Origin of the sequence: Providencia sp. PROV200, assembly GCF_049901995.1 — a bacterium.
GTDB lineage: Bacteria > Pseudomonadota > Gammaproteobacteria > Enterobacterales > Enterobacteriaceae > Providencia > Providencia rettgeri_E.
In genome coordinates this window covers 2,478,167-2,504,299 of the sequence record NZ_CP096307.1, presented here as the reverse complement: position 1 = coordinate 2,504,299, position 26,133 = coordinate 2,478,167, and the positions used below count along the sequence as shown (strand labels likewise).

17 protein-coding genes and 2 tRNA genes are annotated in these 26,133 nt (G+C 38.6%); 10 read left to right on the top strand and 9 right to left on the bottom strand.

Annotation, left to right across the window (positions count from 1 at the left end; translation table 11 throughout):
- Positions 1–223: 223 nt before the first annotated feature.
- Positions 224–1,432, bottom strand: coding sequence for a tyrosine transporter TyrP (gene tyrP, locus M1E86_RS11480; protein ID WP_426099093.1), 1,209 nt, complete (start codon positions 1,430–1,432; stop codon positions 224–226).
- Between the two features lie 417 nt (positions 1,433–1,849).
- Here tyrP and M1E86_RS11475 point away from each other — a divergent pair, with 417 nt between their 5' ends.
- Positions 1,850–3,190 carry an anaerobic C4-dicarboxylate transporter gene (locus tag M1E86_RS11475; RefSeq protein WP_125891271.1) on the top strand — a complete coding sequence of 447 codons (1,341 nt, stop codon included), beginning with the start codon at positions 1,850–1,852 and terminating at the stop codon, positions 3,188–3,190.
- 71 nt (positions 3,191–3,261) lie between these two features.
- Here M1E86_RS11475 and yfaE read toward each other — a convergent pair whose 3' ends face one another.
- The 4 genes from yfaE to ubiG form a co-directional block, all read right to left on the bottom strand.
- Entirely contained in the window at positions 3,262–3,525 is a 264-nt protein-coding gene (gene yfaE / locus M1E86_RS11470) for a class I ribonucleotide reductase maintenance protein YfaE (RefSeq protein WP_125891270.1), read from the bottom strand.
- 2 nt (positions 3,526–3,527) lie between these two features.
- Positions 3,528–4,664 (bottom strand): class Ia ribonucleoside-diphosphate reductase subunit beta, encoded by a 1,137-nt coding sequence (gene nrdB, locus M1E86_RS11465; RefSeq protein WP_004259897.1) that lies wholly within the window; start codon positions 4,662–4,664, stop codon positions 3,528–3,530.
- An 11-nt stretch (positions 4,665–4,675) separates the two neighbouring features.
- Positions 4,676–6,967, bottom strand: coding sequence for a class 1a ribonucleoside-diphosphate reductase subunit alpha (gene nrdA, locus M1E86_RS11460; RefSeq protein ID WP_426099092.1), 2,292 nt, complete (start codon positions 6,965–6,967; stop codon positions 4,676–4,678).
- A 358-nt stretch (positions 6,968–7,325) separates the two neighbouring features.
- Positions 7,326–8,048 carry a bifunctional 2-polyprenyl-6-hydroxyphenol methylase/3-demethylubiquinol 3-O-methyltransferase UbiG gene (gene ubiG / locus M1E86_RS11455; RefSeq protein ID WP_125891268.1) on the bottom strand — a complete coding sequence of 241 codons (723 nt, stop codon included), beginning with the start codon at positions 8,046–8,048 and terminating at the stop codon, positions 7,326–7,328.
- 308 nt (positions 8,049–8,356) lie between these two features.
- On the opposite strand from ubiG, the gene gyrA reads away from it, so the two are divergent.
- Positions 8,357–10,987, top strand: coding sequence for a DNA topoisomerase (ATP-hydrolyzing) subunit A (gyrA, locus tag M1E86_RS11450; protein WP_125891267.1), 2,631 nt, complete (start codon positions 8,357–8,359; stop codon positions 10,985–10,987).
- A 214-nt stretch (positions 10,988–11,201) separates the two neighbouring features.
- Complete coding sequence (rcsC, locus tag M1E86_RS11445; RefSeq protein ID WP_248468452.1) at positions 11,202–13,988, top strand: two-component system sensor histidine kinase RcsC; 2,787 nt, start codon at positions 11,202–11,204, stop codon at positions 13,986–13,988.
- Positions 13,989–14,066: 78 nt separating this feature from the next.
- Here the strand turns inward: rcsC and rcsB are convergent, their stop codons facing one another.
- Positions 14,067–14,717, bottom strand: coding sequence for a response regulator transcription factor RcsB (gene rcsB / locus M1E86_RS11440; protein ID WP_004259923.1), 651 nt, complete (start codon positions 14,715–14,717; stop codon positions 14,067–14,069).
- A gap of 1 nt (position 14,718) precedes the next feature.
- On the bottom strand, positions 14,719–17,418 hold the full coding sequence (gene rcsD, locus M1E86_RS11435) for a phosphotransferase RcsD (RefSeq protein WP_125891265.1): 2,700 nt from the start codon (positions 17,416–17,418) through the stop codon (positions 14,719–14,721).
- Between the two features lie 212 nt (positions 17,419–17,630).
- Here rcsD and M1E86_RS11430 point away from each other — a divergent pair.
- From M1E86_RS11430 to lpxL, 4 genes are all read left to right on the top strand, one after another.
- Positions 17,631–17,718 (top strand) — tRNA-Ser (locus M1E86_RS11430).
- 5 nt (positions 17,719–17,723) lie between these two features.
- Positions 17,724–17,799, top strand: a tRNA-Thr gene (locus M1E86_RS11425).
- Positions 17,800–17,958: 159 nt separating this feature from the next.
- Positions 17,959–18,348: a hypothetical protein gene (locus M1E86_RS11420; protein WP_213912547.1), complete on the top strand. Its 390-nt coding sequence runs from the start codon at positions 17,959–17,961 to the stop codon at positions 18,346–18,348.
- Between the two features lie 569 nt (positions 18,349–18,917).
- Complete coding sequence (lpxL, locus tag M1E86_RS11415; protein ID WP_125891263.1) at positions 18,918–19,841, top strand: LpxL/LpxP family Kdo(2)-lipid IV(A) lauroyl/palmitoleoyl acyltransferase; 924 nt, start codon at positions 18,918–18,920, stop codon at positions 19,839–19,841.
- A 536-nt stretch (positions 19,842–20,377) separates the two neighbouring features.
- Here the strand turns inward: lpxL and gltP are convergent.
- Positions 20,378–21,685: a glutamate/aspartate:proton symporter GltP gene (gltP, locus tag M1E86_RS11410; RefSeq protein WP_125891262.1), complete on the bottom strand. Its 1,308-nt coding sequence runs from the start codon at positions 21,683–21,685 to the stop codon at positions 20,378–20,380.
- A 534-nt stretch (positions 21,686–22,219) separates the two neighbouring features.
- Positions 22,220–22,882, bottom strand: a complete 663-nt coding sequence (locus M1E86_RS11405; RefSeq protein ID WP_125891261.1) for a GntR family transcriptional regulator — start codon at positions 22,880–22,882, stop codon at positions 22,220–22,222.
- Between the two features lie 403 nt (positions 22,883–23,285).
- Between M1E86_RS11405 and M1E86_RS11400 the strand changes: the two genes are divergently transcribed.
- From M1E86_RS11400 to M1E86_RS11390, 3 genes are read left to right on the top strand one after another with little or no spacing between them, the layout of a single operon-like run.
- Positions 23,286–24,527 (top strand): NRAMP family divalent metal transporter, encoded by a 1,242-nt coding sequence (locus tag M1E86_RS11400; protein ID WP_426099091.1) that lies wholly within the window; start codon positions 23,286–23,288, stop codon positions 24,525–24,527.
- 14 nt (positions 24,528–24,541) lie between these two features.
- Positions 24,542–25,321, top strand: a complete 780-nt coding sequence (locus M1E86_RS11395) for a LamB/YcsF family protein (RefSeq protein ID WP_213912548.1) — start codon at positions 24,542–24,544, stop codon at positions 25,319–25,321.
- The gene (locus M1E86_RS11390) at positions 25,318–26,124 is read left to right on the top strand and encodes a putative hydro-lyase (protein WP_213912549.1); all 807 of its coding nucleotides are present in this window, start codon (positions 25,318–25,320) and stop codon (positions 26,122–26,124) included. The genes M1E86_RS11395 and M1E86_RS11390 overlap by 4 nt, the downstream gene beginning before the upstream one ends.
- Positions 26,125–26,133: the final 9 nt, after the last annotated feature.

Genomic DNA, 26,133 nt, shown 5'->3' with positions numbered 1-26,133 from the left:
TCGCCTCATGAAGACCGCAATATGGCGAAGATACGGTAAAATGATTAGGTTGTCTGTTCAGAATTATTTTCTGATAAATATCGAAATAACGGAACGAAGTTTTTTAAGTGTGATGAATAACAGGTTAAGTTTAGATAATTAATTTAATTTTCAAGGGGGGGAAGCCCCCAATCTTGATAAATCAATGCTTGGGGACTGGTCGTATACTTAATATGGAAGATATTTAGCCAACGTTTGGTAAAAAACCGGCAACAATCGAAAATTGGATAGCAATTACAGCGATACCACATACCAACACTAGGGCTAAAATAGGTGTACCGCCTTTAACTTGATACGCACCTTGAGTTTCTAATTTACGCACACGTAATGTTAGTAGTGCAGGAATAATCAGTGCTAAGACCGAGAGTGCAACGGCGGCATACGTTAGTGCTTGTACGAAACTACTGAAAAATAGGGCGGCTAATAATGGTGGAACAAAGGTTAATAAACCGGTTTGAACACGACCGATAAAATGATTGCTCCGTTTGAATAAATCAGCGAGGTAATCAAATAAACCCAATGCAACACCTAAGAAGGATGTGGCTAACGCTAAATCCATAAACAAGCTAACGGCAATATTGACTCGGGGCGTAGCGACAACATCCCGAATGGCTGTGAGTAACCCATTAAGGCCGGATTCCTGAGCGAGGATCCCCATAAATGTATGTGATGGAATAGAGCCCAACGTTGCAACTTGCCATAGAATATAAGCAACAAGAGGGATCGCACTTCCGGTAATGAAAATCATGCGTAATTTGCGCACATCCCCATTCATATAGTTAACTAAACTAGGCACGCTGCCATGAAAGCCAAAAGAAGTAAAAATAACGGGAACGGCAGCTAGGATAAGGCCTTTTTCAATTGGCATCGTGCTTAGGTTCACGGCTTCAGCATGCGGCATCATCACAACTAACATAATCACTAAAAAAATTGTTTTTGCCGTGAACAAAATTCGATTAATAAAATCGACTGAATGCGTACCAATACAGACAATTGAACCGCCAATAATAGTAAATGCAATAATAGCAGTATCGGTTGAAATTTTAATTCCCCACCATGAGGATAGGCTATCTGAAATTAATACGCCCGCGCCACCGATATAAGCGGTTGTTAACGCGTACATTAATAGCAGCATACTCAGTCCGGTCACTATCTGTCCAACAGGACCAAGATGTTTTTTAGCAACAGAGCCTAAACCCATATTTGCGGGGTTATGTTGATATACCTCGACTAATAGTAATGAGGTATAACTCATTAACATCCATAATCCAACAAGCAAGAAAACGATGCTTGTGAAACCGACTCCCGCAGCGGCAAGTGGCATTGCCAACATCCCTGCACCTATTGTTGTCCCTGCAACGATTAACACACTGCCAAGCGTACGATTCTTCACAAGTTCCTCTAATTGAATTTGAATAATTAACAAGTGATGCAGATTATGCGATCGCAAGTTCGCTGTCAAATGTAAATTACAGGGGGTGTAATCTTTTATTTACACAATTGATCACGTAGGTAGGAAATGAAAGGCAATAAGTACGTTAATAAAGTAAAGAAAAAATGATGGTTTAAAGTAACTAAAGGTAAATTTAAATGGAGTGAATTGTTAAAAATGGTGTGATAATTGATTGATTTTTATGAAGGTGGTGGGTAACTGAATAGTATGTCAGTTACTTAATATAAATTATGTGATGAGGTCAAAATAAAAGCATAAAAAATAAAACTAAATTGATTTTGAAGTTATCATAAATCAAATTAATGCTTGAAAATCATCCCGATAATATATGTAAACATATATATAAAGGATGGAACTATGGACTTTATGATTCAACTCGCCATTATCCTTGTTTGCTTATTCTATGGGGCAAAAAAAGGGGGAATGGCACTCGGGCTACTAGGTGGTGTTGGTCTCGTTATTTTAGTTTTTGGATTTGGTTTACCGCCTGGAAAACCGCCTGTTGATGTTATGCTTGTTATCATTGCTGTTGTTGCCGCATCAGCGACGCTACAAGCATCAGGCGGTTTGGATGTCATGCTGCAAATTGCAGAACGACTACTGCGGAAAAACCCTAAGTACATTTCTATTGTGGCACCTTTTGTGACCTGTATCTTAACCATTTTGTGTGGTACAGGGCATGTGGTGTATACCATTTTACCTATCATCTATGATGCGGCGATTAAAAATAATATTCGTCCTGAAAGGCCGATGGCGGCGAGTAGTATTGGCGCACAAATGGGGATTATCGCCAGTCCAGTTTCAGTGGCCGTTGTTTCATTAGTGGCAATGCTAAACGGTGTTACAATCAATGGCCAATCACTTGAATTCCTTGATTTGTTAGCAATTACTATCCCGTCAACATTAATTGGTATTCTTGCCATTGGTATTTTCAGTTGGTTTAGAGGTAAAGATCTCGATAAAGACCCTGTATTCCAAGAGTTTATCTCAGTGCCTGAAAACCATGATTATGTTTATGGTGACAGTGTGACACTGCTAAATACAAAATTGCCAAAAATTAACTGGGTCGCGATGTGGATTTTTTTAGCCTCTATCGCTGTTGTGGCACTACTTGGTGCATTCTCAGAGCTAAGACCTCTAGTTAATGGTAAGCCGTTATCGATGGTTTTAGTCATTCAGATGTTTATGTTATTAGCGGGTGCGCTGATAATCATTATTTGTAAGACTAATCCGGGGCAAATTTCAAAGAATGAAGTATTCCGTTCCGGGATGATAGCGATTGTCGCCGTATATGGTATTGCTTGGATGGCGGAAACCATGTTCGGTGCCCACATGGATGAAATCAAAGGCACATTGGGTGCTTTAGTGAAAGATTTCCCTTGGGCTTATGCCGTTATCTTATTATTAGTCTCTAAGTTTGTTAACTCACAAGCAGCTGCTTTGGCTGCTGTAGTACCAATTGCACTAGGCATTGGTGTTGACCCGGCTTATATTATCGCTTCCGCACCTGCGTGTTATGGATATTACATTTTACCAACTTACCCTAGTGACCTTGCGGCAATTCAGTTTGACCGTTCTGGAACAACGCGTATTGGTAAATTTGTTATCAACCACAGCTTCATTTTACCGGGGTTAATTGGGGTGGGTGTATCTTGTGTGTTTGGCTGGGTATTCGCTGGTTTATATGGTTATTTATAACCAATAAATTAAGTAAATAAAAAGTGATTGCACAGTAACGGATAGGCCGCTGTGCAATCACCTATTTTAAATTAACCGATTTCAATATCCGATAGCGGATGGCAGCAGCAAGGCAGGATTTCTCCGTCCTGCACAAATGCGATAGGTTTTTGTCTATAGCCTACTTTCCCCTGCAATAATGTCACTCGGCATGAACCGCAGTAGCCTTCACGGCATTGGTATTCTACAGGAATACAGCTGTCTTCTAAGGCTTCCAGCAAACACGAATGAACTTCAGTATGGAAGGGGATTTGAACACCCTGCGTTAACCGCAGGGTGATTTTATGACTAGCCATGCTTATAGTTCGAAGTCGCTCAAATCGTCGGTATCGACTTGAGAGTCAATTTGGCCGACTAAATAAGAACTGACTTCAACCTCTTGAGGCGCAACTTGTACGTTATCAGACACCAACCATGCGTTGATCCATGGAATTGGGTTTGAACGCGTTTCAAATGGCAATTTTAGACCGACGGCTTGCATGCGAATATTCGTAATATATTCAACATATTGGCATAAAATATCTTTATTTAAACCAATCATAGAGCCTTCACTGAATAGGTAGTCAGCCCACTCTTTTTCTTGCTCTGCGGCTTGAACGAACAAGTCATAACATTCTTGCTCGCACTCTGCTGCGATTTCGGCCATTTCTGGGTCATCTTGCCCTGAGCGTAACAGGTTTAACATGTGTTGAGTACCCGTTAGGTGCAACGCTTCATCACGCGCAATCAGCTTGATGATTTTCGCGTTTCCTTCCATCAGTTCGCGTTCAGCAAACGCAAACGAACAGGCAAAACTAACATAGAAGCGAATAGCTTCAAGCGCATTAACGCTCATTAGGCACAGGTACAGTTGCTTCTTCAATTGACGCAGAGAAACAGTAACTTGTTTGCCATTGCAAGTATGCGTGCCTTCACCAAACATATGATAGTAGTTGGTCATTTCGATCAGATCATCGTAAAAACCTGAAATATCTTTAGCACGTTTTAAAATTTCTTCATTTTCAACAATATCGTCAAAAATAATAGCAGGGTCATTCACGATATTACGAATAATATGTGTATACGAACGTGAGTGGATAGTTTCAGAAAATGCCCACGTTTCAACCCAAGTTTCCAGTTCAGGAATCGAAATCAGTGGCAATAATGCCACGTTAGGGCTGCGGCCCTGAATAGAGTCCAGCAGCGTTTGGTATTTCAGATTACTGATAAAAATATGTTTTTCGTGATCTGGCAGCGCATTGTAGTCAATACGGTCGCGCGACACGTCAACTTCTTCAGGGCGCCAGAAAAACGACAGTTGTTTTTCAATCAACTTTTCAAAAATAGGGTACTTTTGCTGATCATAACGCGCCACGTTAACGGGTTGGCCGAAAAACATCGGCTCCAGCATTTGGTCATTCTTTTTCTGTGAAAACGTTGTGTATGTATGTGACATAACAATTCCTATTAAATTTTACACGCGCCGCCTTCGCAATCGGAATCCGCTGACTCAACAACTTCTTCCAGATCGCCTTGAACATCTTCCGCGCCATCGCGGGTGTTATGGTAGTAAAGTGTTTTCACACCAAACTTATAGGCGAGCAATAAATCTTTTAGCAATTGGTTCATTGGCACTTTGCCGCTCTCAAAACGAGTCGGGTCATAGTTTGTGTTAGCAGAAATCGACTGGTCGATAAACTTCTGCATGATACCAACGAGTTGTAAATAGCCACTATTTGAAGGCATTTGCCATAGCAGCTCATAAGCGCCTTTCAGATTTTCGTAATCAGGCACCACTTGGCGCAAGATACCATCTTTAGAGGCTTTAATACTGATATAACCACGCGGTGGTTCAATACCATTGGTTGCGTTAGAAATCTGTGATGATGTTTCTGAAGGCATCAATGCAGACAGCGTCGAGTTACGCAGACCATGTTGTTTGATTTCTTGACGTAACGCTTCCCAATCATAATGTAACGGTTCATTCGTTAACTTATCGAGCTCTTTTTTATAAGTATCGATAGGTAAAACGCCTTGTGCATAGGTTGTTTCGTTGAACCATGGGCACGCACCTTGCTCTTTCGCTAACTCATTCGAGGCTTTCAATAGATAATATTGAATAGCTTCAAATGTTTTGTGCGTTAAGTTATTCGCGCTACCATCGGAATAGCGAACGCCGTGCTTAGCGAGATAATAAGCGTAGTTAATCACACCAATACCGAGTGTACGACGTCCCATTGAGCCTTGTTTAGCCGCAATAATTGGGTAATCTTGGTAATCAAGCAGGGCATCAAGTGCACGAACAGCTAATATTGCCAGTTCTTCTAATTCATCAAGACTATCAATCGCACCTAAGTTAAACGCTGATAACGTACACAGTGCAATTTCACCGTTTTCGTCATTAATATTATTTAATGGCTTAGTTGGCAGTGCAATTTCTAAACATAAATTCGACTGACGAACAGGGGCAACCTGTGGGTCAAATGGGCTATGTGTATTACAGTGGTCAACGTTTTGGATATAAATACGGCCAGTAGACGCACGCTCTTGCATCATTAATGAAAATAGCTCAATTGCTTTAACACTCGATTTGCGAATATTTTCATCTTTTTCATATTTCACATATAAACGTTCAAATTCGTCTTGATCTGCGAAAAAGGCGTCATAAAGACCTGGAACGTCGGAAGGGCTGAATAATGTAATGTCTTGGTTTTTAATCAAACGTTCGTACATTAACTTATTTAGTTGCACACCGTAATCCATATGGCGAACACGGTTACCTTCAACCCCACGGTTATTTTTCAGTACCAATAAGCTTTCGACTTCAAGGTGCCAAATCGGGTAGAACAAAGTTGCTGCACCACCACGAACACCACCTTGCGAGCAGGACTTAACCGCAGTTTGGAAATGCTTATAGAACGGAATACAACCCGTATGGAACGCTTCACCGCCACGAATTGGGCTGCCTAATGCACGAATGCGACCCGCATTTACCCCAATTCCTGCACGTTGTGAGACATATTTCACAATTGCGCTTGAGGTTGCATTGATAGAATCTAAGCTATCGCCACACTCAATCAGTACACAAGAACTGAATTGACGTGTTGGAGTACGTACCCCCGCCATAATCGGCGTAGGTAATGAAATTTTGAATGTTGAAACTGCGTCATAGAAACGGCGAATATAATCAAGACGCGTCTCTTTTGGGTAGTGTGAAAACAGGCAAGCAGCGACTAAAATGTATAAAAACTGTGCGCTTTCATAGATTTCACCGGTAACGCGGTTTTGAACCAAATATTTCCCTTCAAGCTGTTTTACCGCAGCATAGGAAAAATTCATATCACGCCAATGGTCTATAAAGCTATCCATTTGCTCGAACTCTGCTTCAGAGTAGTCTTCCAGCAAATGCTTGTCATATTTCCCCATTTCAACGAGGTGTTTAACATGCTTGTATAATGCAGGCGGTTCAAACTGACCATAGGCTTTCTTGCGCAGGTTAAAAATAGCAAGACGAGCAGCGAGATATTGGTAATCAGGTGTATCACCCGTAATTAAATCGGCTGCTGCTTTGATCATCGTTTCGTGAATGTCAGAAGTTCTGATCCCATCATAAAACTGAATCTGTGAACGTAACTCCACTTGAGAAACGGATACGTTACTTAGGCCTTCAGCAGCCCAGGTGATTACCTTGTGGATTTTATCGAGATCAATGCGTTCTTTATGTCCATCACGCTTTGTGACTAACAGACTCTGGTTCATGAGCAAGTACACCTTGGTTGAACTACAAATAGTTTAAAATAAACATAAAAAAGCTCATGGTGTAATGCCATGAGACTAGTTGTGTTATGTTTTGTTGTACCACTATATGTAGTAGTTTGTTTAGAATACCATAACAAGATAATGTTAATGTGTGATTTTATCAAGTGAACAAATTAGCGGGATCTTGTGGATAACTGGTTGGATAAGAAAAATGATCATGTCGGTAAGCTGCATGGTAAAAGGCATTAATAAAAAAAATGCTTCCGACATGAGGACTAAAATAAATTTTGTAAAATGCGATCGTTTGCTGCTTTCTTAAACGTACTGCTTGTGATTTATTCTTTTAGTGACTAAATCGTTATTCACTAATGGTATGGAGCATATAATTCACATCCACATTCGGGCCAAGCCAGAACTTGTCAGTCAACGGATTATAGTGTAACCCTATGATGTGCTGATCTTTTAATTGAGTTCCATCAATCCAGCTAATCAATTCAGAAGGGCGAATAAATTTATTCGCATCATGGGTACCTTTTGGCACCATTTTCATCACATATTCAGCAGCAACCACCGCCATTAACCACGCCTTTTTATTGCGATTAATGGTAGAAAAAATAACATGTCCGCCAGGTTTCACTAATTTAGCGCAAGCTCTAACGACAGATTGAGGGTCAGGAACATGTTCAAGCATTTCCATGCAGGTCACAACATCATAGGATTGTGGGTGCTTGTCTGCGTGTTGCTCAACGGTTTCTTGTACGTATTCAACTGGAACACCAGACTCAAGAGAATGCAAGCGAGCAACCATTAAGGGTTCTGCGCCCATATCAAGGCCAGTCACTTCCGCGCCTTCACGCGCCATACTTTCGGACAAAATGCCACCACCACAGCCAACATCAAGAATTTTTTTACCGAAAACCCCGTCTACGCGCTGCATAATATAACCTAAACGCAATGGGTTGATGCGGTGTAGTGGGGCGAACTCCCCTTCTAAGTCCCACCAGCGTGAGGCAATGGACTCGAATTTTTCGATTTCTTGCTTATCGACGTTAAGGTAGGTTGGGGTTTGGGTGTCATTCATACAAAGAAGCTCCTATTTTTAACCTATTACCCGAAAGCCTATTAACGATAGTTATATTTAAACTGTATTTAAACTACGTTTAATAGGGGGAATAGTAGCCCGATAAGCATTGATGACTAAAATATAAACAACAATGTAATTATTGCAGTTATTAATTGATAAACCATCAAGTTTCGGACACATAAACTTAATTTTCCGCTATTATACATAGCTTGGAAGACAAATACCCGTCTCTTATTTTTATTAAATTGGCGAATTGTGGTATAGTTCTACTCTTTGAATCCGAAGTTATGAGGGACAGTGGTTCCATGAGCGAGATTGCCAGAGAAATCACACCAGTTAATATCGAAGAAGAGCTTAAAAGTTCGTATTTGGATTATGCAATGTCCGTTATTGTCGGCCGTGCACTTCCAGATGTTCGAGATGGACTGAAGCCAGTACACCGCAGAGTACTGTATGCGATGAATGTATTGGGAAATGATTGGAATAAACCCTATAAAAAATCTGCCCGTATTGTTGGGGACGTCATCGGTAAATACCATCCACATGGTGATATCGCTGTTTACGAGACAATCGTTCGTCTTGCTCAGCCTTTCTCAATGCGTTACATGCTGGTTGATGGTCAGGGAAACTTCGGTTCTGTTGACGGAGACTCCGCAGCAGCAATGCGTTATACGGAAATCCGTATGGCGAAAATTGCCCATGAACTACTTGCTGATCTTGAAAAAGAAACCGTTGATTTCGTTCCAAACTATGATGGAACAGAGCATATTCCTGAAGTTATGCCAACGAAAATCCCAAACCTGTTGGTGAATGGGTCGTCAGGTATTGCGGTTGGGATGGCAACCAATATTCCTCCTCACAATTTAGGGGAAGTGATTAATGGTTGTCTTGCTTATATAGAAGATGAAGACATCAGTATTGAAGGTTTAATGGAACACATCCCAGGGCCTGATTTCCCAACCGCAGCTATTATTAATGGCCGTCGTGGGATTATTGATGCCTATCGCACAGGGCGTGGCAAGGTCTATATCCGTGCAAGCGCTGAAGTGGAAGTCGATGAGAAAAATGGTCGCGAAACCATTATTGTCAGCGAAATCCCTTATCAAGTGAATAAAGCTCGCTTGATTGAAAAAATTGCTGAGTTAGTTAAAGACAAGCGTGTTGAAGGTATCAGTGCACTGCGTGACGAGTCGGATAAAGACGGGATGCGTATTGTTATTGAAGTCAAGCGCGATGCGGTAGGTGAAGTTGTACTGAACAACTTATATTCCTTGACTCAATTGCAAGTTTCTTTTGGTATCAATATGGTGGCTCTACATCAAGGGCAGCCAAAAATACTGAATTTAAAAGATATCATTGCTGCTTTTGTGCGTCACCGCCGTGAAGTCGTCACTCGTCGTACGATTTTCGAATTACGCAAAGCGCGTGACCGTGCTCATATCCTTGAAGCACTGGCAATCGCCCTTGCTAATATTGACCCAATTATTGAACTGATCCGTAAAGCACCAACACCAGCAGAAGCGAAAGCTGGTTTGATTGCACGTTCTTGGGATTTAGGTAATGTCGCTGCGATGTTAGAGCGTGCGGGAGATGATGCCGCTCGTCCTGAGTGGTTAGAGCCTCAGTTTGGTGTCCATGAAGGGCAATATTTCCTAACTGAGCAACAAGCCCAAGCTATTTTGGATTTACGTCTCCAAAAATTAACGGGTCTTGAGCACGAAAAATTACTGGAAGAGTACCGTGAGCTTCTCGTACAAATTGAAGCATTACTGTTTATTTTGCGTAGTCCTGAACGTTTGATGGAAGTCATCCGCGAAGAATTAGAAATTATTCGCGATACTTATAATGACCCTCGTCGTACAGAAATTACTGAAAATACTGCAGATATCAATATTGAAGACCTGATCAACCAAGAAGATGTGGTGGTAACATTATCACATCAAGGTTATGTGAAATATCAGCCTCTGTCTGATTACGAAGCACAGCGCCGGGGTGGTAAAGGTAAATCTGCAGCACGAACGAAAGACGAAGACTTTATTGATCGCCTTTTGGTGGCCAATACGCATGACACTATTTTGTGCTTCTCAAGCCGTGGTCGCTTGTATTGGATGAAAGTTTACCAACTACCAGAAGCTAGCCGTGGTGCTCGTGGTCGTCCAATCGTTAACTTATTGCCACTTGAACAAGATGAGCGAATTACCGCTATCTTGCCAGTGCGTGAGTACGAAGAGGGCTATAATGTCTTTATGGCAACCGCAAGTGGTACCGTTAAGAAAACACCTTTACAAGAATTCAGCCGCCCAAGAAGCGCAGGTATCATTGCGGTTAACTTGAATGACGGTGATGAGCTGATTGGTGTCGATTTAACGGATGGCTCAAATGAAGTTATGCTGTTCTCCGCTCAAGGTAAAGTCGTCCGCTTCGCTGAAGATGCTGTTCGCCCAATGGGACGTACCGCTACAGGGGTGCGTGGTATTAAATTAATGGATAACGACAAAGTCGTTTCTTTGATTATCCCACGTGGCGAAGGGCACATCTTAACAGTGACAGAGAACGGATACGGTAAACGTACTGAAGAAGCTGAGTACCCGACTAAGTCTCGTGCAACTCAAGGGGTTATCTCCATTAAAGTGAGTGAGCGTAACGGTAATGTTGTTGGTGCCATTCAGGTTGATGAAACTGACCAAATCATGATGATCACAGACGCAGGAACATTAGTGCGTACACGTGTGTCTGAAGTGAGCGTCGTTGGCCGTAATACACAAGGTGTTACCTTGATTAGAACGGCTGAAGATGAAAAAGTTGTTGGTTTACAGCGCGTTGCTGAAACGGATGATGATGAAAACATTGATGATGAAAACATTGATAACGAGAATGCAAATGAAAACACGGAAGAAAATGGTGTTGATGATGCAAATATCGACGATCAAGAGTAATCACAACGTTTAATTTAATGAACGGGCAGCATAACTAGCTGCCCGTTTTAGTTTCTAATTTAAATGTCTTTATTTTATTACTTTTCATGTTTGTCGCTTTTTTATCATGTAATCGAGTATAATTAGCGGTCATAGTATCGAATATACAGGAAAGCGCTTGAGATATTTACCCTCGTTTAAAACATCACTTAGACTTTCTCGGGATTTATTTCGTATCCTCGGCTTGATGTTGTGGGGCATGGGTGTTTTTATCACTTTATTTTTCCTTTATTCGCAATTTAATGAATACAAATCTGATCTTCGTCAGCAGTTCTATTCTGGGTATGAAAACCTACAAGTCTATATTCAGCAAACGGCAGCGACTCTGAATTCTATTCAGTCGATGACTGATCTGTACCAAATAAAGCTGCAAGAATCGACAGAGGAAAATACTTTTACGAGTAAATTTATGGAGTTGCCAAATGCCTCTAATTACTCGTTCTATAAATTAACTCCGAATACGGATTGTGATCATTTTAGGGATAAAGCTGAAAACTATTTGCAGGCTTTTGAACAATTAAATTATTTTTGGAAAGAGAGTATTGCAGCGCCTCAAGCTTTAAACCATGTCTTTTTAGTGGGTTCGAAAAGTTATTGTCTGGTGGATTATCCTATTCGTTCTACCATATCGGATATAGAAATACTAAAAAAAGTCAGTTACGAAAGTGTGCGAACTTATCAAGGTTTAAGGCTACAAGGCAAAGAGCGTAAATTATTTACAATTATGCATGGTGCTCAGCCGGATTATGGGCAGGTTTACTTAATTCAAGCAATTAAGCATGATAATCTGCTCCCCGCATTTATTGGGCTAGAACGTACAATTAATTTGAATCAATTTAATATTCGCCGCAATAAAGCTATTGAAATATTGATTATTAATGATTATAACCAGCCTGTTTTATATTCGCCGATAGATATCAACCCTAAGGACTCAGCACTGCTCAATATTTCTGAGCCTTCATTTTTCGGTTTTAACTCAGATTACTCAAAATTAATCTTCAAAAAAAGGTTAGCACCTTCTCAAATTACGGTCATTTTCTCAATTGCGACGTCGGAAATATTAGCGAGTTTAGAAAACACCATTTTTTACGGTATCCTCCTAAATATTTTTACGGGTGGACTGATTTTCTTTTTAATTTGGTTACTTGAAAGGAAAATGCTCGAACCCGCAGAGAACACTGCGATACGGCTTGAGGAACATGAACAATTCAACCATAAAATTGTGGCATCAGCCCCTGTGGGTATCATCATCTTAAGATTAACCGATGGCGGTAATATTCTTAGTAATGAACTAGCTCATGACTATTTTCGGTTATTAAATGATGATGATAAACAGCGTATATTGACAATTATTCGCCAGAAAACGAGCAACTATATTGATGTAGTGACAACCAATGGTACACACTTGCAAATTAGCTTTGTAAACTCACGATATCAAAATGAAGACGTCGCTATTTGTGTTTTAGTCGATATCAGCATTCGCGTGCAAATGGAAAAATCGCTGCAAGATGTGGCCGATGCAGCTGAACAAGCTAACCATGCTAAGTCAATGTTTTTGGCGACTGTTAGCCATGAATTAAGAACGCCATTGTATGGAATTATTGGTAATATAGAGTTACTACAACGTTATGAATTATCAGAGAAAGCAACACGTTTAGTTTCAACTATGGATAATTCATCATCACTTTTATTACAGATTATTAGTGATATTTTAGACTTTTCAAAAATTGAATCTAAGCAATTGAAAATAGAAAGTAAATTATTTAATTGTCGAGAGGTTTTTGCGTTTGTATTAGCGAACTATTTGCCATTAGTGACTAAGAAAAAAATATCATTATATTCCTATATTGAACCAGATATTCCTGATCTCATTTTGAATGATCCAGTTCGTCTACAACAAGTGATTTCCAATATTGTTAATAATAGTATTAAGTTTACGGAATCCGGTTTTGTATTGCTTTATGTTTGGAAAGATGAAAATTATTTAAAGATAGAAATCCGTGATTCAGGGATTGGAATGACCCATTCAGTGGTTATGCAATTATTTGACCCATTTTTTCAAGTTTATGAGCAAAATAATTTGGGTCATAAAGGAACCGGTTTAGGTTTAGCTATTTGTGAAAAACTGGTTAACCTCATGGATGGTGATATTGAAGTCAGCTCACAAATTGGGCTTGGTAGCTCATTTACTATTCGTATTCCTTTATATGGGCAAGAGTATACGAAGAAAAATATTCCAGAATATCGCGCACGTTATCGCATTGCTATTTTGTGTCGAAATGAATTTTTAATGAGCTTTCTCTTGCGTTTGTTAAGTCATGAGCAATTTACAGTTGTTAGCCATAGCACAATTGATAAAACACAAAAATATAATTTACTAATAACCGATTATGAGCATGTTGAGGGGATAATCTACGAACATCATATCCAGTTATCAAGTGGTTATGCAGGTGAGCTTCAGGAAATAAAACAGAATCAATGGATTTATAATACATATCAATTAGATAAATTACCTATGTTAATTGATAAAGCCATCATGAGAACCATGGAACAATCGCAAAAAAATAGTATGACAAATCAACTGTTGGTCGCTGATCATACGTTAGGTGAATGTCATGTATTGATTGTTGATGACCACCCAATTAACCGAGCATTATTGAGTGAACAATTAACGACTATCGGTTTTACTACTGGCACAGCAGTAGATGGGTTAGATGCATTAAAATATTTAGATAATCATCATGTTGATATTATTTTAACAGATGTAAATATGCCTAATATGGATGGTTACCAGTTGGCAAAAGAGCTACGGCGTTTAACGTTTAACTTACCAATTATCGCATTAACTGCTAATGCAATGGCAGAAGAAAAACAACGTTGTATTAATGCAGGAATGAATGATTGTTTATCAAAACCGACAACAATTGCAATTTTACGTGAGACCTTGACTCGTTATTGTTGAAAGTGGCTGAAAAATAAAGGCAAAAATAAAAACCCATAGCTGGGTTTTTATTGGTGTAGTCTTGTAGTTGAAATAAGATCACTCTGAAGGCGAGTTATCAATACTGACGGAAGAAAGGTAATTCAGTAGCGCTATATCATTTTCAACGCCTAATTTCAGCATGGCTGATTTTTTCTGGCTACTAATTGTTTTTATACTGCGGTTAAGTTTTTTGGCAATTTCAGTGACTAGGAAACCTTCAGCAAACAAACGTAGCACTTCACTTTCTTTTGGTGATAAACGTTTGTCACCATAGCCGCTTGCATTGACTTTTTCCAGCAGTTTGCTCACGCTTTCTGGTGTGAATTTTTTACCTTTTTGTAAAGCCGCTAACGCTTTAGGTAAATCAGCCGGTGCACCTTGTTTGAGCACAATCCCTTCAATATCCAACTCTAAGATCGCGCTAAGAATGGCTGGATTATTATTCATTGTAAGAACAATAATTGATAGGTCAGGATAATGCCGTTTGATGTATTTGATTAAAGTTATACCATCACCATATTTATCACCTGGCATTGATAAATCAGTAACTAGCACATCTGCATTTAAACGTGCTAAGTTATTAATCAAAGAAGTTGAGTCCTCAAATTCCCCTACGATATTCACCCATTCAATTTGTTCAAGTGATTTTCTGATGCCGAAAAGAACGATAGGGTGATCATCGGCAACAATGACATTTAGGTTATTCATATTATTGGTTACCTTCTGGCATTAGTTTTTTGACTGAATTATCCAGCATGCTAATGCAATTTTTTATTTCCAATCCGTTTTCATCTGCTATGTAACGCTCTAAATCTTCACAAAGCGTATGAAGATAAGTAAATTCGAGCATAGCAAAAACTCCTTTTAAACGATGTGCAGTGTTTTTCAATTCGGTCAAATCCTCAACACTTTCACTATTATACAGTTTATTAATATCTATCGGTACTGTTGTGATAAACAAATCTCGATATCCACTATTTGCTAGTGATAATTGATAACTTACAATTGCATTTTCTATTGATTCATTCGAGCTCTGTGAAAGCACTTGAGTATCAACATGGTGTGAAATCAAATTACCATAATGGTCATGTTCATCACCTGCATTTTCGATCAGCAATGAGATAGCATCAATTAATTCATCAGCAAAATTATAGTTAGCTTCAATGTAATGAGGTTGTAATTGATTGATTCCAGATAGAGAGCCATTCACTTTAACAATATTTTCAAAACATTCCTCATTATTATCAGTTATCAAAAGATCCCAGTTAGTATGGGGAGAACTCTCACTTAAATCCAAATATTCCGCGCCATAATTTGTGAGTATGTTCCTCACAATCCGAGAGATATCCGCATTATGTATATTTAAGCGAATACAAATATCTTCCAATAAAGCGGGGTAGTCATTAATGAGCATCTCCTTGGCTGCTGGAAGCGTAATTTCATAATGAGTCCCGATTGCATCACTTGAGCGAATAGAAAAAACACCATTCATTTTTTTGACCAGTAACTTACATAGATAAAACGTTATACCAGAGCGTGTAAAGTTAGAAGCGTTCAATATTTGCCCAGTAAAGGGGCTTTGTAAATTACTCAGTTCTTGGTTACTGACTCCCGTTCCACTGTCTTTTATGCTCAACAGGATTACATTTTTACTGGGGTCATAAGATAGCGTGAATGAAATTTTTCCAAAAGAGGTTGTAGCAATAGAATAATCCCAAATAAGTTGTATTAACTGCGTTAAATAATCTGGATTTGCCACGATAAGTGAATCTGGATTAACGTTATTATGAAAATAAAGCGATAACCCTTTGTTATTACACTGGGATAGATTTTGCTTCAAAAATTGGCTAACTAAGTTACTGATAGAAACATTCTCAGTTTTTATAGGTTCAGCTTGGGACTCTAGCTGATTTAATAAGCTAATATTTTGAAACCAACGATTGATAAGGAAAAGCTGATTTTCAATTTTTAAAATAAATCCACGGTTATTTATATCGGTTATTTCAGCTAATCTAGCTAATTGATTGTCCACTTTAATTAATGAGGGTAATATTTCACTGCACATATTCTCAAATACTACCTTGCGCATGTGAATGTTTTTTTTGTATTCGCGATTAGCAAGTTCTTGGCGTTTTTGTGTCAACGCCTCTTTATCTTTGTCCATAATAATAAAGAGCGCAGTGTTTGATTTTGACATGTTATCGACAAGTATAACTTCATATACAATATTCTCGATAGAAACTTGAATCACATCATGGTGTTCCATCGCCATTTCTTTAATGTGAACAAGATCCATCGAAGGTAATAGTTGGTTAGCAATGTCATTGCTCAGGATCTTTTTGTTAGTGTTAAAGTCATAAACTAAAATGCCATATGAAATATGACTGATAATGTCGCTAGTCAGTGAGGCATTAAAACTCAGCTCTTGCAACATATTGGTATTGGGTGAAATAAGGCGCTTACGAATAAAAATCATGATCAGTAAAGCGAATAAGATCATGATAAGCATGCCTGTCATTAGCCATAAGTTATAACTAATAACATTAAAAATAATACTTTTTAATGAAACATGGTAGTAAAGCTGATATCCAGTGCCATCAATAGGGTGGGAGAAAATGAGGTTGGTCCCAGACCAAGTTGAATGTGATTCATTGCTTCCCGTACTTGAAGGGCGCGCATTAATCGTAAAAAAATTCCCATTTAAACTTGGAGGGATCAGTGAATTGATAGAAATATCAAAGGATATAACGCTAGTTAACTGCCCCGGTGAATTGAACATTAGCCGATAAGTATAGTAGAAAAGGTTATCGGGAGAGTATTTTTGAATATTAGAAATTATTTCCCGTCGATCTAACAATGTTGATTGGGTCAACATATCAGCACGCTTTTCTTCAGCTGTTAATGTGAGATAACTTTCTTTAAAACGGAGCTCAGGTTTAAGAATTGAATGGGTGGTCACTAAAACTAAGGTGTTGTCCAATCCATTGAGATAATACATCGAGTTATATTCGTTACGGGCTCCCCACACAATCTCCATATAATTTGCAAGTTTAGAGGCTAAAACATTATTACTTTGCTTATTATTACCGAATACAATGGCATCAATGGATTGATTCGCACTACTTAGCCAAAAAATATCATGACGGATACCTGTCACAGCAAGGTTATCGGTAGGGGGGACTGAAGATTTGTCATTGGCAATTTTGTAGATATGGCTCGCTTGATAACGATAATCTTCGATTTGATATGCTAACCGACTGGCCATGCTGTTTAAGCTGGTTTGACGGCTTTGAACCAATGCTTGGTAGTAATTAAAGAGTGATAAACAGAGCATCACAATTAGCAACAGAATAAATGCGGCAAAGATACGAAAAAGCGTGCTCGGTTTTAATAATGATTGTTTGTACATACTGTGGCAAGTCGTCCCATCGGCAAAGTAGTATTAGGTTAAAAATCATACGCCTAGAGAAAGGATAGACACCGATTTTGCACAGATATTACCATTTTTATTGGAAAATAGAGAACAATTGAGTGAAGATTAGCCAAACGAAGTAAAAAAATCAATTTTTTTACTTTCAGGGGTAGACAAGTTGGTGGGATTCCTCCATAATCGCGCCCCATGGAGAGATGGCCGAGCGGTCGAAGGCAGCGGTCTTGAAAACCGCCGATGGGCAACCATCCTAGAGTTCGAATCTCTATCTCTCCGCCATATTCGCCGGCTTAGCTCAGTTGGTAGAGCAACTGACTTGTAATCAGTAGGTCACCAGTTCGACTCCGGTAGCCGGCACCAAATAAGAACCCGCTACATCTCATTGATGTAGCGGGTTTTTTCTTTTTGTTTTTGTGTAGTAAATTGATCTTCTGGTTACACCTCTTATAAACTAGATGACAAATAGAATTTGCCCCCCGCTAAGCTAACATTATTGAAACTCATTGAGGGAGTGAAGAGATGAAAAGAATCAACAGGTATCAGGTCGAGGATTTTATTACAACGCTAGGTGATGTCATTCTCAGTGGTGATGAGGTTAATGTATCTCCAAAGCACGACATTATTATTGGACTAGAGCCTGAGCAAATAGCTAACTTTGATAACTTAAAAGGCTTTATAGTAGAAATTAGTAGAGCGATTCCAGACTTTGATAACCAAGTTCAACGATACTTTTATAGTCGCACTAATGAGCCTGACTTCCCTCATCATTTAAGCGTTATTTATATTGAAGAAGACACCATCATATTGGATTACTGGTCTGAGATGGTTAATAATCAATTCACAATGACATTTCAATACAATAACGGGTTCTGGAAGTTGATTGACGCAAATGGTAGAAAACCAGATTGATTAACCTAATTTAGACTGCTCTTGGGGTGGTCAGGCTATTACCTGTAATTCTTATCATTTAACTATTTTGGGTCGCTGGTGGGACATATTTTAGATATCATTATGCAGAAGAAGAACATCAATTTTTCTTTCCATCGGTGATTATGGTGGCACTCTTGAAAGTGCCAATAAAGAAATAACGATTAAATTGACAAAAATCAGCAAAAAAAGTCGCAAAATGACAAAAGTACATATTAATAGTGAGATTAATTAAGCGATATATGTGATAATTTTGTCTGTTCTTTACTGTTGAAGTGATTACGTTTTAGCTTAACCGATACACAGTTCTGAAGAAGGGAAAATGGACTTCACAGTGCTATTTATTGGCCATACTAAAAATTAAAATATTGCTTAACTGCTTGGAAAAGGTTATCCGACTGTTATCTCCTCAAATGGAAGATACATTGTAAGGATATTCAGATAGTTGTGGGCGAAAGCCCATCTTGTTGTAGTAATCATGTTGAATTTCAAAGACTAAATACTGTCTAAAATAGCGTGCATTCTGCAAAGGCGAAGTATTGGGAGATATAATGTACGCCAAAAACCCATTTTCACGGAAATTGGTCCATCCAAAGTACTTAGTAACATGGGTGGGGGTTTTTATCTTATTTTTATTAGTTCAATTACCTTATAAATGGCAAATGTGGCTTGGTGCTTTTCTAGGTAGTAATTCACGGTATTTTATTAAGAGAAGAGTATCAATAATTAAACAAAATTTAGAGTTATGTTTTCCAAATAAAAATAAAAATGAAATAGATACTCTGGTAAATGACAACCTAAAATCTTTAGGTATCGCATTATTTGAGACAGGGATAGCCTGGTTCTGGAGCGATAAAAAAGTTAAAAAATTATTTCAAGTAAAAGGAATGTCTAATTATTTAGATGCGATTGGGAAAAATAAAGGTGTAATTATCGTTGGGGTCCATTTTATGTCACTTGAGTTAGGTGGACGGATTATGGGCCTTTGTTTCCCAGTTAATGCAATGTATCGGCCTCATAATAATAAAGCTATGGAATATATTCAAACAAAGGGGCGGTGCCGTTCTGGCAAAGGAATGATTGACCGTAAAAATTTAAAATTTATGGTTCAAGAATTGAAAAGCGGCAAGTCCATCTGGTTTGCACCTGACCAAGACTTTGGACGAAAAGGCACGATATTTGCGCCATTCTTTTCTGTTAAAAATACCTCCACATCAAAGGGGACATCTATACTTGCTCAATTATCTAAATCACCGACACTCACAGTAACATTATTGAGAAACAAGAGTGGGGTGAATTATGATTTAGTATTGGGTAAACAAATAATAGGATACCCAAGTTGTAATGCGTTACAGGATGCAACAATAATTAACGCTGTTTTAGAGACCGAAATATTGAAAGCACCTGAACAGTACCTTTGGGCCCATAGACGTTTTAAAACTAGGCCTGAAGGGGAAACGTCACTCTATAACTAGCCTTATAATTTATTTATAATGTCAGGTACCATAGAGGGGTAAAAAGAACTTGTAGGCTTTCTATTGATAACCATTTTTATCTTATCGCTTTTTCTAGCGTATAATACAAAACGAGATAAACAGATGTTTACCTCGTTTGATCAATGAATTATGTTATTTTTAGTGTAAGGCTTCTCGTTATAACCAGCTGTGTAGCATAAAGTATGATAATGAAAATATAAAAATTATCATTAGGTGTTGGAGCACCTTTAAAAACAAAAGAAATCTTCTTATTTGATTCATTGTTTCCTGCTTAGCTAATAAAAAATGGCTAATTAAAAGTCTTATATAGTGTAGTAACACTGGCTATAAAATACCAATTTCTTAATGAAATATTAAAAAAATGTGAAATACATTACATATAATAAGTAAAAATAACTAAGATAATGAGTATTTAAAAATAAAAAATAACAGGTTATTTGTTGCGTAAAATAGAATCACTTTCAATAATGTTATTAATCGAAAGTGATTCTAGTATAGAGTTGTTTTAGAATAAACTAAAAACTTTTTTCATATTCACGAGCTTTTTTATCATCATAATTATGTTCCCATTTGGCAATAACAAGAGCGGCTAGGGCGTTACCTACAACATTAAGTGCCGTGCGTGCCATATCTAAAATTCGGTCTACACCTGCGATGAATGCAAGCCCTTCTAGTGGGATCCCTACACTTCCGAGTGTGGCAAGAAGAACAACAAATGAAACGCCAGGGACACCCGCAATACCTTTAGACGTGATCATAAGAGTAAATACTAGGATAAGTTCTTGTCCAATAGAGAGTTCGATACCATAGAGTTGGGCAATAAAAATAGCGGCAATACTTTGGTACAATGTTGAGCCATCTAAATTAAATGAATAACCGATTGGAATAACAAAGCTTGTTACGGATTTAGGCGCTCCATATTTTTCCATTTTATCCATAATACGAGGAAGCACAGTTTCAGAGCTGGCTGTTGAATAGGCGAGTAATAACTCATCTTTCAATATCATCATTAAAGTGAAAATATTTATTCGACAATAACGGGCGACTAATCCTAATACAACCACAGCAAAAAATATAATTGCACAATGGACAAGTATAACAAGTTTCAACAAAGGCACTAAAGATGAGAAACCAAAGTTAGCGACGGTAACGGATATTAGTGCAAAAACCCCGATTGGAGCATACATCATAATCATGTTTGTCACACGGAACATGGTTTCAGAGAAAGTCTGTAGTACACTGAGTAATGGTTGTTTTTTCTCAGAAGGTAAAGAAGAAAGCCCCAAACCAAATAATACAGCAAAAAAGATGACAGGCAGCATGTCACCACTTGCCATAGCAGCGAAAATATTACTTGGTACTAAAGTTAAGATCGTATTAATGATCCCTGAAGGGTGGCTTTCAACTTCTTGAGTGGTTTTTTCATATTGTGAGATATCGACTTGTGTTAATTGCGACATATCGATACCAACACCCGGTTGGAATATATTGGCAAAAGAAATGCCAACGATAATGGCAATTGTAGTAATAATTTCAAAATAAAGGATAGTTTTAAAACCGAGAGAACCGAGTTGCTTGGTATTACCAACCCCTGCGATCCCAACAATTAACGTTGATATAACGATAGGAACAACAATCATTTTGATTAATTGAATAAATATTTTACCGGCTGGGGAAAGAATATTTAAAATTAACCAGTCTTTATACTCTGAATTATCATGTAAAAGCGCCCCAGCAATAACACCTAAAATAAGAGCAAGTAATATTTGCCATCCTAGGCCAAATTTAAACGGCTTCTTTTTAGTCACTTGGTTTAATGTCATAATTAAATCTCATTTATATTAATAATTTTAATGTATTTGTTTTTTGTTATCATAAATTTTATATCGAATATTCGGTAAAACTACAACTATTAACTCGATAAATTTGAGTAATTTCAACGAGTGATCGATGTAAATATGTTTATAATGTTAAAAATAAAGCGATAAATGGCGATGTATGTAAAACTTTTGGATTAAATGTGAATGATTGAGTGATTTTTAATTTCTAAATGTTACCAAAGGTAAGTCTGATAAATATTCCAAAAATATTAATGATATGGTTTTTATATTGTTTGTTTTTGTAAACAAAGGCGGATTAAATGAGAAACAGACAACAACACTTTATTTTTATCGAATAAGCGATTGAATGTGATTTTATATTTAAAGTATTAGATTTAATTAAAATTAAATCTGGCTAGATTAATAGATAGTATTGAGATACTAAAGGATTTCAATAAATGATTCTCATTCTAATTTATATAATGAAATTAGTGAGGAGTAGGCGAGTTAAACAAAAAAAATAAAACGTCAAACAACTTAAAGAGCAGATTGTTTTCGTTTAAATGCTGCGAGTAGTGTACGTTCAGAGAGATCTAAGTAACTACGTAACATATTGGCCGCATCTATATTCTGGCCAGAATCTAATAAATTAAGAATAGAGTAGTTTTTATCAATATAGGGTGCATATAAAATTTTAGGGTCATTGAGGTGGCCAAAGGCCAACCGTAATTCAGCAGACACATTACGGTATAATTTAATTAGGCGTTCGCTGTCAGATAATTCGACAATGGCCGTGTGAAATTTCATATTTGCAGTCCCTACCCCCACCCAGTTCTCTGTCTTTTCATGCTCTCGAGCTTCTTGAACTGCATCTTTCATTTTTTGAACTGATGGATGTAAGGCATATGCATGCATTAGTGCATCACATTCAATAAGTCGGCGAACTTGATAAATATCGATAATGGCAGCCATGTCTGGTACTGAGACAAATACGCCCTTATTTGGGGCATAAGTTAATAAACCTTCCTGCGTGAGTACGCGAAATACTTCCCGTAATGTATTTCGAGAAATATCGAGTTCTTCACTTAATGCCGCTTCAGATAAGCGTTGACCTGGTGTTATTTCCCCAATGGTTATCTTATGACGTATAACTTCCGCAATAGAAACAGATAAAGTTTGGACAACAGGTTGTTTTTTCATAATAAAGGCGAATTTTAGTCTCAGGGGCAATAAGCCGTTATATTCACATATTCAAATTATAGCAGCAAGTTTCATTTCTCCTTACCACATTCCCTCCTTGTATTTGCACAAGAATAGTGAAATTAAAATTTATTGCATCAATTTGGTGCAATTTGCTAGGTAAGTGATATGGCCGGTGAGCCAAAATTGTTAAAAAAGTGATCTCGTCTTGATTTTTAAACGACCAATTACGATTTCTATTGATTGTTTATTCATCATTCAATACTAATTGTTCAACAATTCATTAAAAATGAATTAACAATATAGTTAACAAGTAGAACAATGGTACGATAATTGCCTTAGTGATTATGACATCAACAACCACATCAATAATTAAAACAATAACTATTAGAGGAGTATGCACATGGCAGCTCAAGAAAGTGCACCAACTACTGCTGAATATGTGAAAAGCCGTCGTTCATCATTGATAAGCGCAATCTTTTTAATGGCAACCTCAGCCATTGGGCCTGGGTTTATCACTCAAACTGCGACTTTTACCGTGACATTAGGGGCTGCTTTTGCCTTCGGAATTTTAGCGTCTATTGTGATTGACTTCATTGTTCAGCAGAACATATGGCGGGTTGTTACCCTGACTAAAATGCACTCATCAGAAATTGCGAATGCCACAATTCCTGGGAGTGGTTATTTATTAGCGATATTAGTTATTTTTGGCGGGTTAATTTTTAATATTGGTAATATTGCAGGTGCAGGGTTAGGGCTTAATGCCTTAGTCGGCTTAGATCCTAAATGGGGAGGTTTGATTAGCGCATTATTAGCAATTTATATATTTTCCTCTCGCAAGGCCAGTACGTTTATTGACCGGTTAATTATTGGCTTAGGTGTCGTGATGATCGGCTTAACTTTATTTGTCGCTATCGCATCAAATCCTCCTGTTGGGGAAGCATTACGCCAAAGCGTATTACCTGACACAGTTGATTTTGCCATGATAACCACCATTGTTGGGGGTACTGTCGGGGGATATATCTGTTATGCAGGCGCTCATCGTTTATTAGATAAAGGCGCTGTTGGTATTGAAAATATTAAAATTGTCTCTAGCGCTGCCACAAAAGGCATCCTCGTTGTTGGGCTGATGCGGTATATTTTATTCTTGGCTATCTTAGGCGTCGTCGCAAGTGGTGTAACTATTGATATTTCGGGTCATGCGGCCAACCCTGCATCTCAAGCATTTCAGGCTGCCGCAGGTAATTTTGGTTTACGTATCTTTGGTTTAATCCTATGGGCTGCGGCACTCACCAGTGTAATTGGTGCGGCGTATACCTCAATGAGTTTCTTAACGGCATTTAAGTCTTCTATTACAGAAAGACAACGTAATGTCGCAACCATCTTATTCATTGCAGTTTCTCTGGTTGTCTATTTATTCATGGGAACGGTTCCTGCGGCATTATTGGTTTTTGCCGGTGGCTTCAATGGGTTAATTTTACCGATTGGCTTAACTTTATTTGTTTATATTGGCTGGAAACGTTCAGATTTAATGTCGGGTTATCATTATCCGCGTTGGTTACTATGGTCTGGTGTTGTGACGTGTGCACTCACTTGGTATATGGGGGTGATGTCTGTCGGTGCCATCTTTAATTATCTGAAATAACTCAAGGAGTGACAATGAAAAAGCAAATTGATTTAAACAGTGACCTTGGGGAAAGTTTTGGACAATGGGAAATGGGCAATGATAGCGACATTCTTCCTGTTGTTAGCAGTGCGAATATCGCTTGTGGCTTCCATGCGGGTTCACCAGAAGGGATATTAAAAACCCTGAAAGCCGCAAAAGAAAATGGGGTTGCTGTTGGTGCACATGTGGGCTATCCCGATTTAGTCGGCTTTGGTCGACGTAATATGGATATTGCATCGAATGAATTAACCGCAGACGTGATTTATCAAATTGGTGCATTACAAGGCTTAGCAACCGCAGCAGGGACACAAGTTTTATATGTTAAACCTCATGGTGCACTGTATAACACGATTGCTCATGATAAGCGCCAAGCAATGGCCGTGATTGATGCAATATTATCCATTGATAAACGACTGATATTAGTTGCATTAGCTGGAGCCCCGATAATTGAGTGGGCACGAGACAGTGGGCTAAGTGTCGTTGCCGAAGCCTTCGCTGATCGCGCATATAACAGCGATGGCACATTGGTATCCCGAAAATTAGCCGGTTCAGTATTACATGACCCGCAGGTAGTCGCAGGCCGTATGTTACAGCTGGTTATGGAAGGCGGTGTGATGTCAATTGATGGAAAATTTACACCTGTTGATGCTGGGTCGATTTGTGTTCATGGGGATAGCCCGGGGGCCCTTGAAATGGCAAAACAGGTGCGAGTCATCTTAGAGCAACAAGGTATTGAAATTTATGGTTTTGCCCACAAAGGAGACCATGAATGACACAGCTAATGAAAGCGTCATTGCAGGCCATCGAAGCTGCTCGCCTTGCACGACAAGCAATCCGCGAAGGATACAGTAAACCAACAGCAGGCCTTGCCCCGGGCATGACTCAAGCCAATATGATTGCATTACCACGTGACTGGGCATTTGATTTTTTATTGTATGCTCAGCGCAATCCAAAGAGCTGCCCTGTTCTAGACGTATGTGAAGCGGGGAGCTGGCAAACGGTCTTAGCGGAAGGTGCCGATTTACGCACGGACATTCCACGTTACCGTGTTTGGGAAAAAGGACAATTAATTGATGAAATTACGGATGCGACAGTAATCTATCAACAACATCCTGATTTAGTCACTTTTTTAATTGGTTGTAGCTTTACATTCGAAACACCAATGATAGAAGCAGGTATTGATGTACGGCATATCACGGATAAATCGAATGTTCCGATGTATAAGACCAATCGCCTTTGTCGCCCAGCAGGGCGTTTACAAGGCGAACTAGTGGTTTCAATGCGCCCCATACCAGCAAATCGTGTGGCTGACGCAGTGAGTATTACGGGTAGGTTCCCTGCCGTGCATGGCACACCTGTTCATATTGGCGCGCCAGAACAACTAGGTATTACGGATATTATGCAGCCTGATTTCGGTGATGCGGTTCGCATTGAAGAGGGCGAAATTCCCGTTTTTTGGGCTTGTGGCGTCACACCTCAAGCTGCAGTAATGAAATCTGGAGTTCCTTTTGCATTAAGTCACGCACCGGGTTACATGTTTATTACGGATGTACCTGATGCCGCATATCACATATAGAGGTGCCAA

Excerpts from the sequence above, each read along its gene's own strand:
- yfaE (WP_125891270.1), bottom strand. The coding sequence starts at position 3,525 with ATGGCTAGTCATAAAATCACCCTGCGGTTAACGCAGGGTGTTCAAATC.
- M1E86_RS11400 (WP_426099091.1), top strand. The coding sequence starts at position 23,286 with ATGGCAGCTCAAGAAAGTGCACCAACTACTGCTGAATATGTGAAAAGC.
- lpxL (WP_125891263.1), top strand. The coding sequence starts at position 18,918 with ATGTACGCCAAAAACCCATTTTCACGGAAATTGGTCCATCCAAAGTAC.
- ubiG (WP_125891268.1), bottom strand. The coding sequence starts at position 8,048 with ATGAATGACACCCAAACCCCAACCTACCTTAACGTCGATAAGCAAGAA.
- gltP (WP_125891262.1), bottom strand. The coding sequence starts at position 21,685 with ATGACATTAAACCAAGTGACTAAAAAGAAGCCGTTTAAATTTGGCCTA.
- M1E86_RS11390 (WP_213912549.1), top strand. The coding sequence starts at position 25,318 with ATGACACAGCTAATGAAAGCGTCATTGCAGGCCATCGAAGCTGCTCGC.
- nrdA (WP_426099092.1), bottom strand. The coding sequence starts at position 6,967 with ATGAACCAGAGTCTGTTAGTCACAAAGCGTGATGGACATAAAGAACGC.
- M1E86_RS11405 (WP_125891261.1), bottom strand. The coding sequence starts at position 22,882 with ATGAAAAAACAACCTGTTGTCCAAACTTTATCTGTTTCTATTGCGGAA.
- M1E86_RS11395 (WP_213912548.1), top strand. The coding sequence starts at position 24,542 with ATGAAAAAGCAAATTGATTTAAACAGTGACCTTGGGGAAAGTTTTGGA.
- rcsD (WP_125891265.1), bottom strand. The coding sequence starts at position 17,418 with ATGTACAAACAATCATTATTAAAACCGAGCACGCTTTTTCGTATCTTT.
- gyrA (WP_125891267.1), top strand. The coding sequence starts at position 8,357 with ATGAGCGAGATTGCCAGAGAAATCACACCAGTTAATATCGAAGAAGAG.
- M1E86_RS11420 (WP_213912547.1), top strand. The coding sequence starts at position 17,959 with ATGAAAAGAATCAACAGGTATCAGGTCGAGGATTTTATTACAACGCTA.
- nrdB (WP_004259897.1), bottom strand. The coding sequence starts at position 4,664 with ATGTCACATACATACACAACGTTTTCACAGAAAAAGAATGACCAAATG.
- rcsB (WP_004259923.1), bottom strand. The coding sequence starts at position 14,717 with ATGAATAACCTAAATGTCATTGTTGCCGATGATCACCCTATCGTTCTT.
- M1E86_RS11475 (WP_125891271.1), top strand. The coding sequence starts at position 1,850 with ATGGACTTTATGATTCAACTCGCCATTATCCTTGTTTGCTTATTCTAT.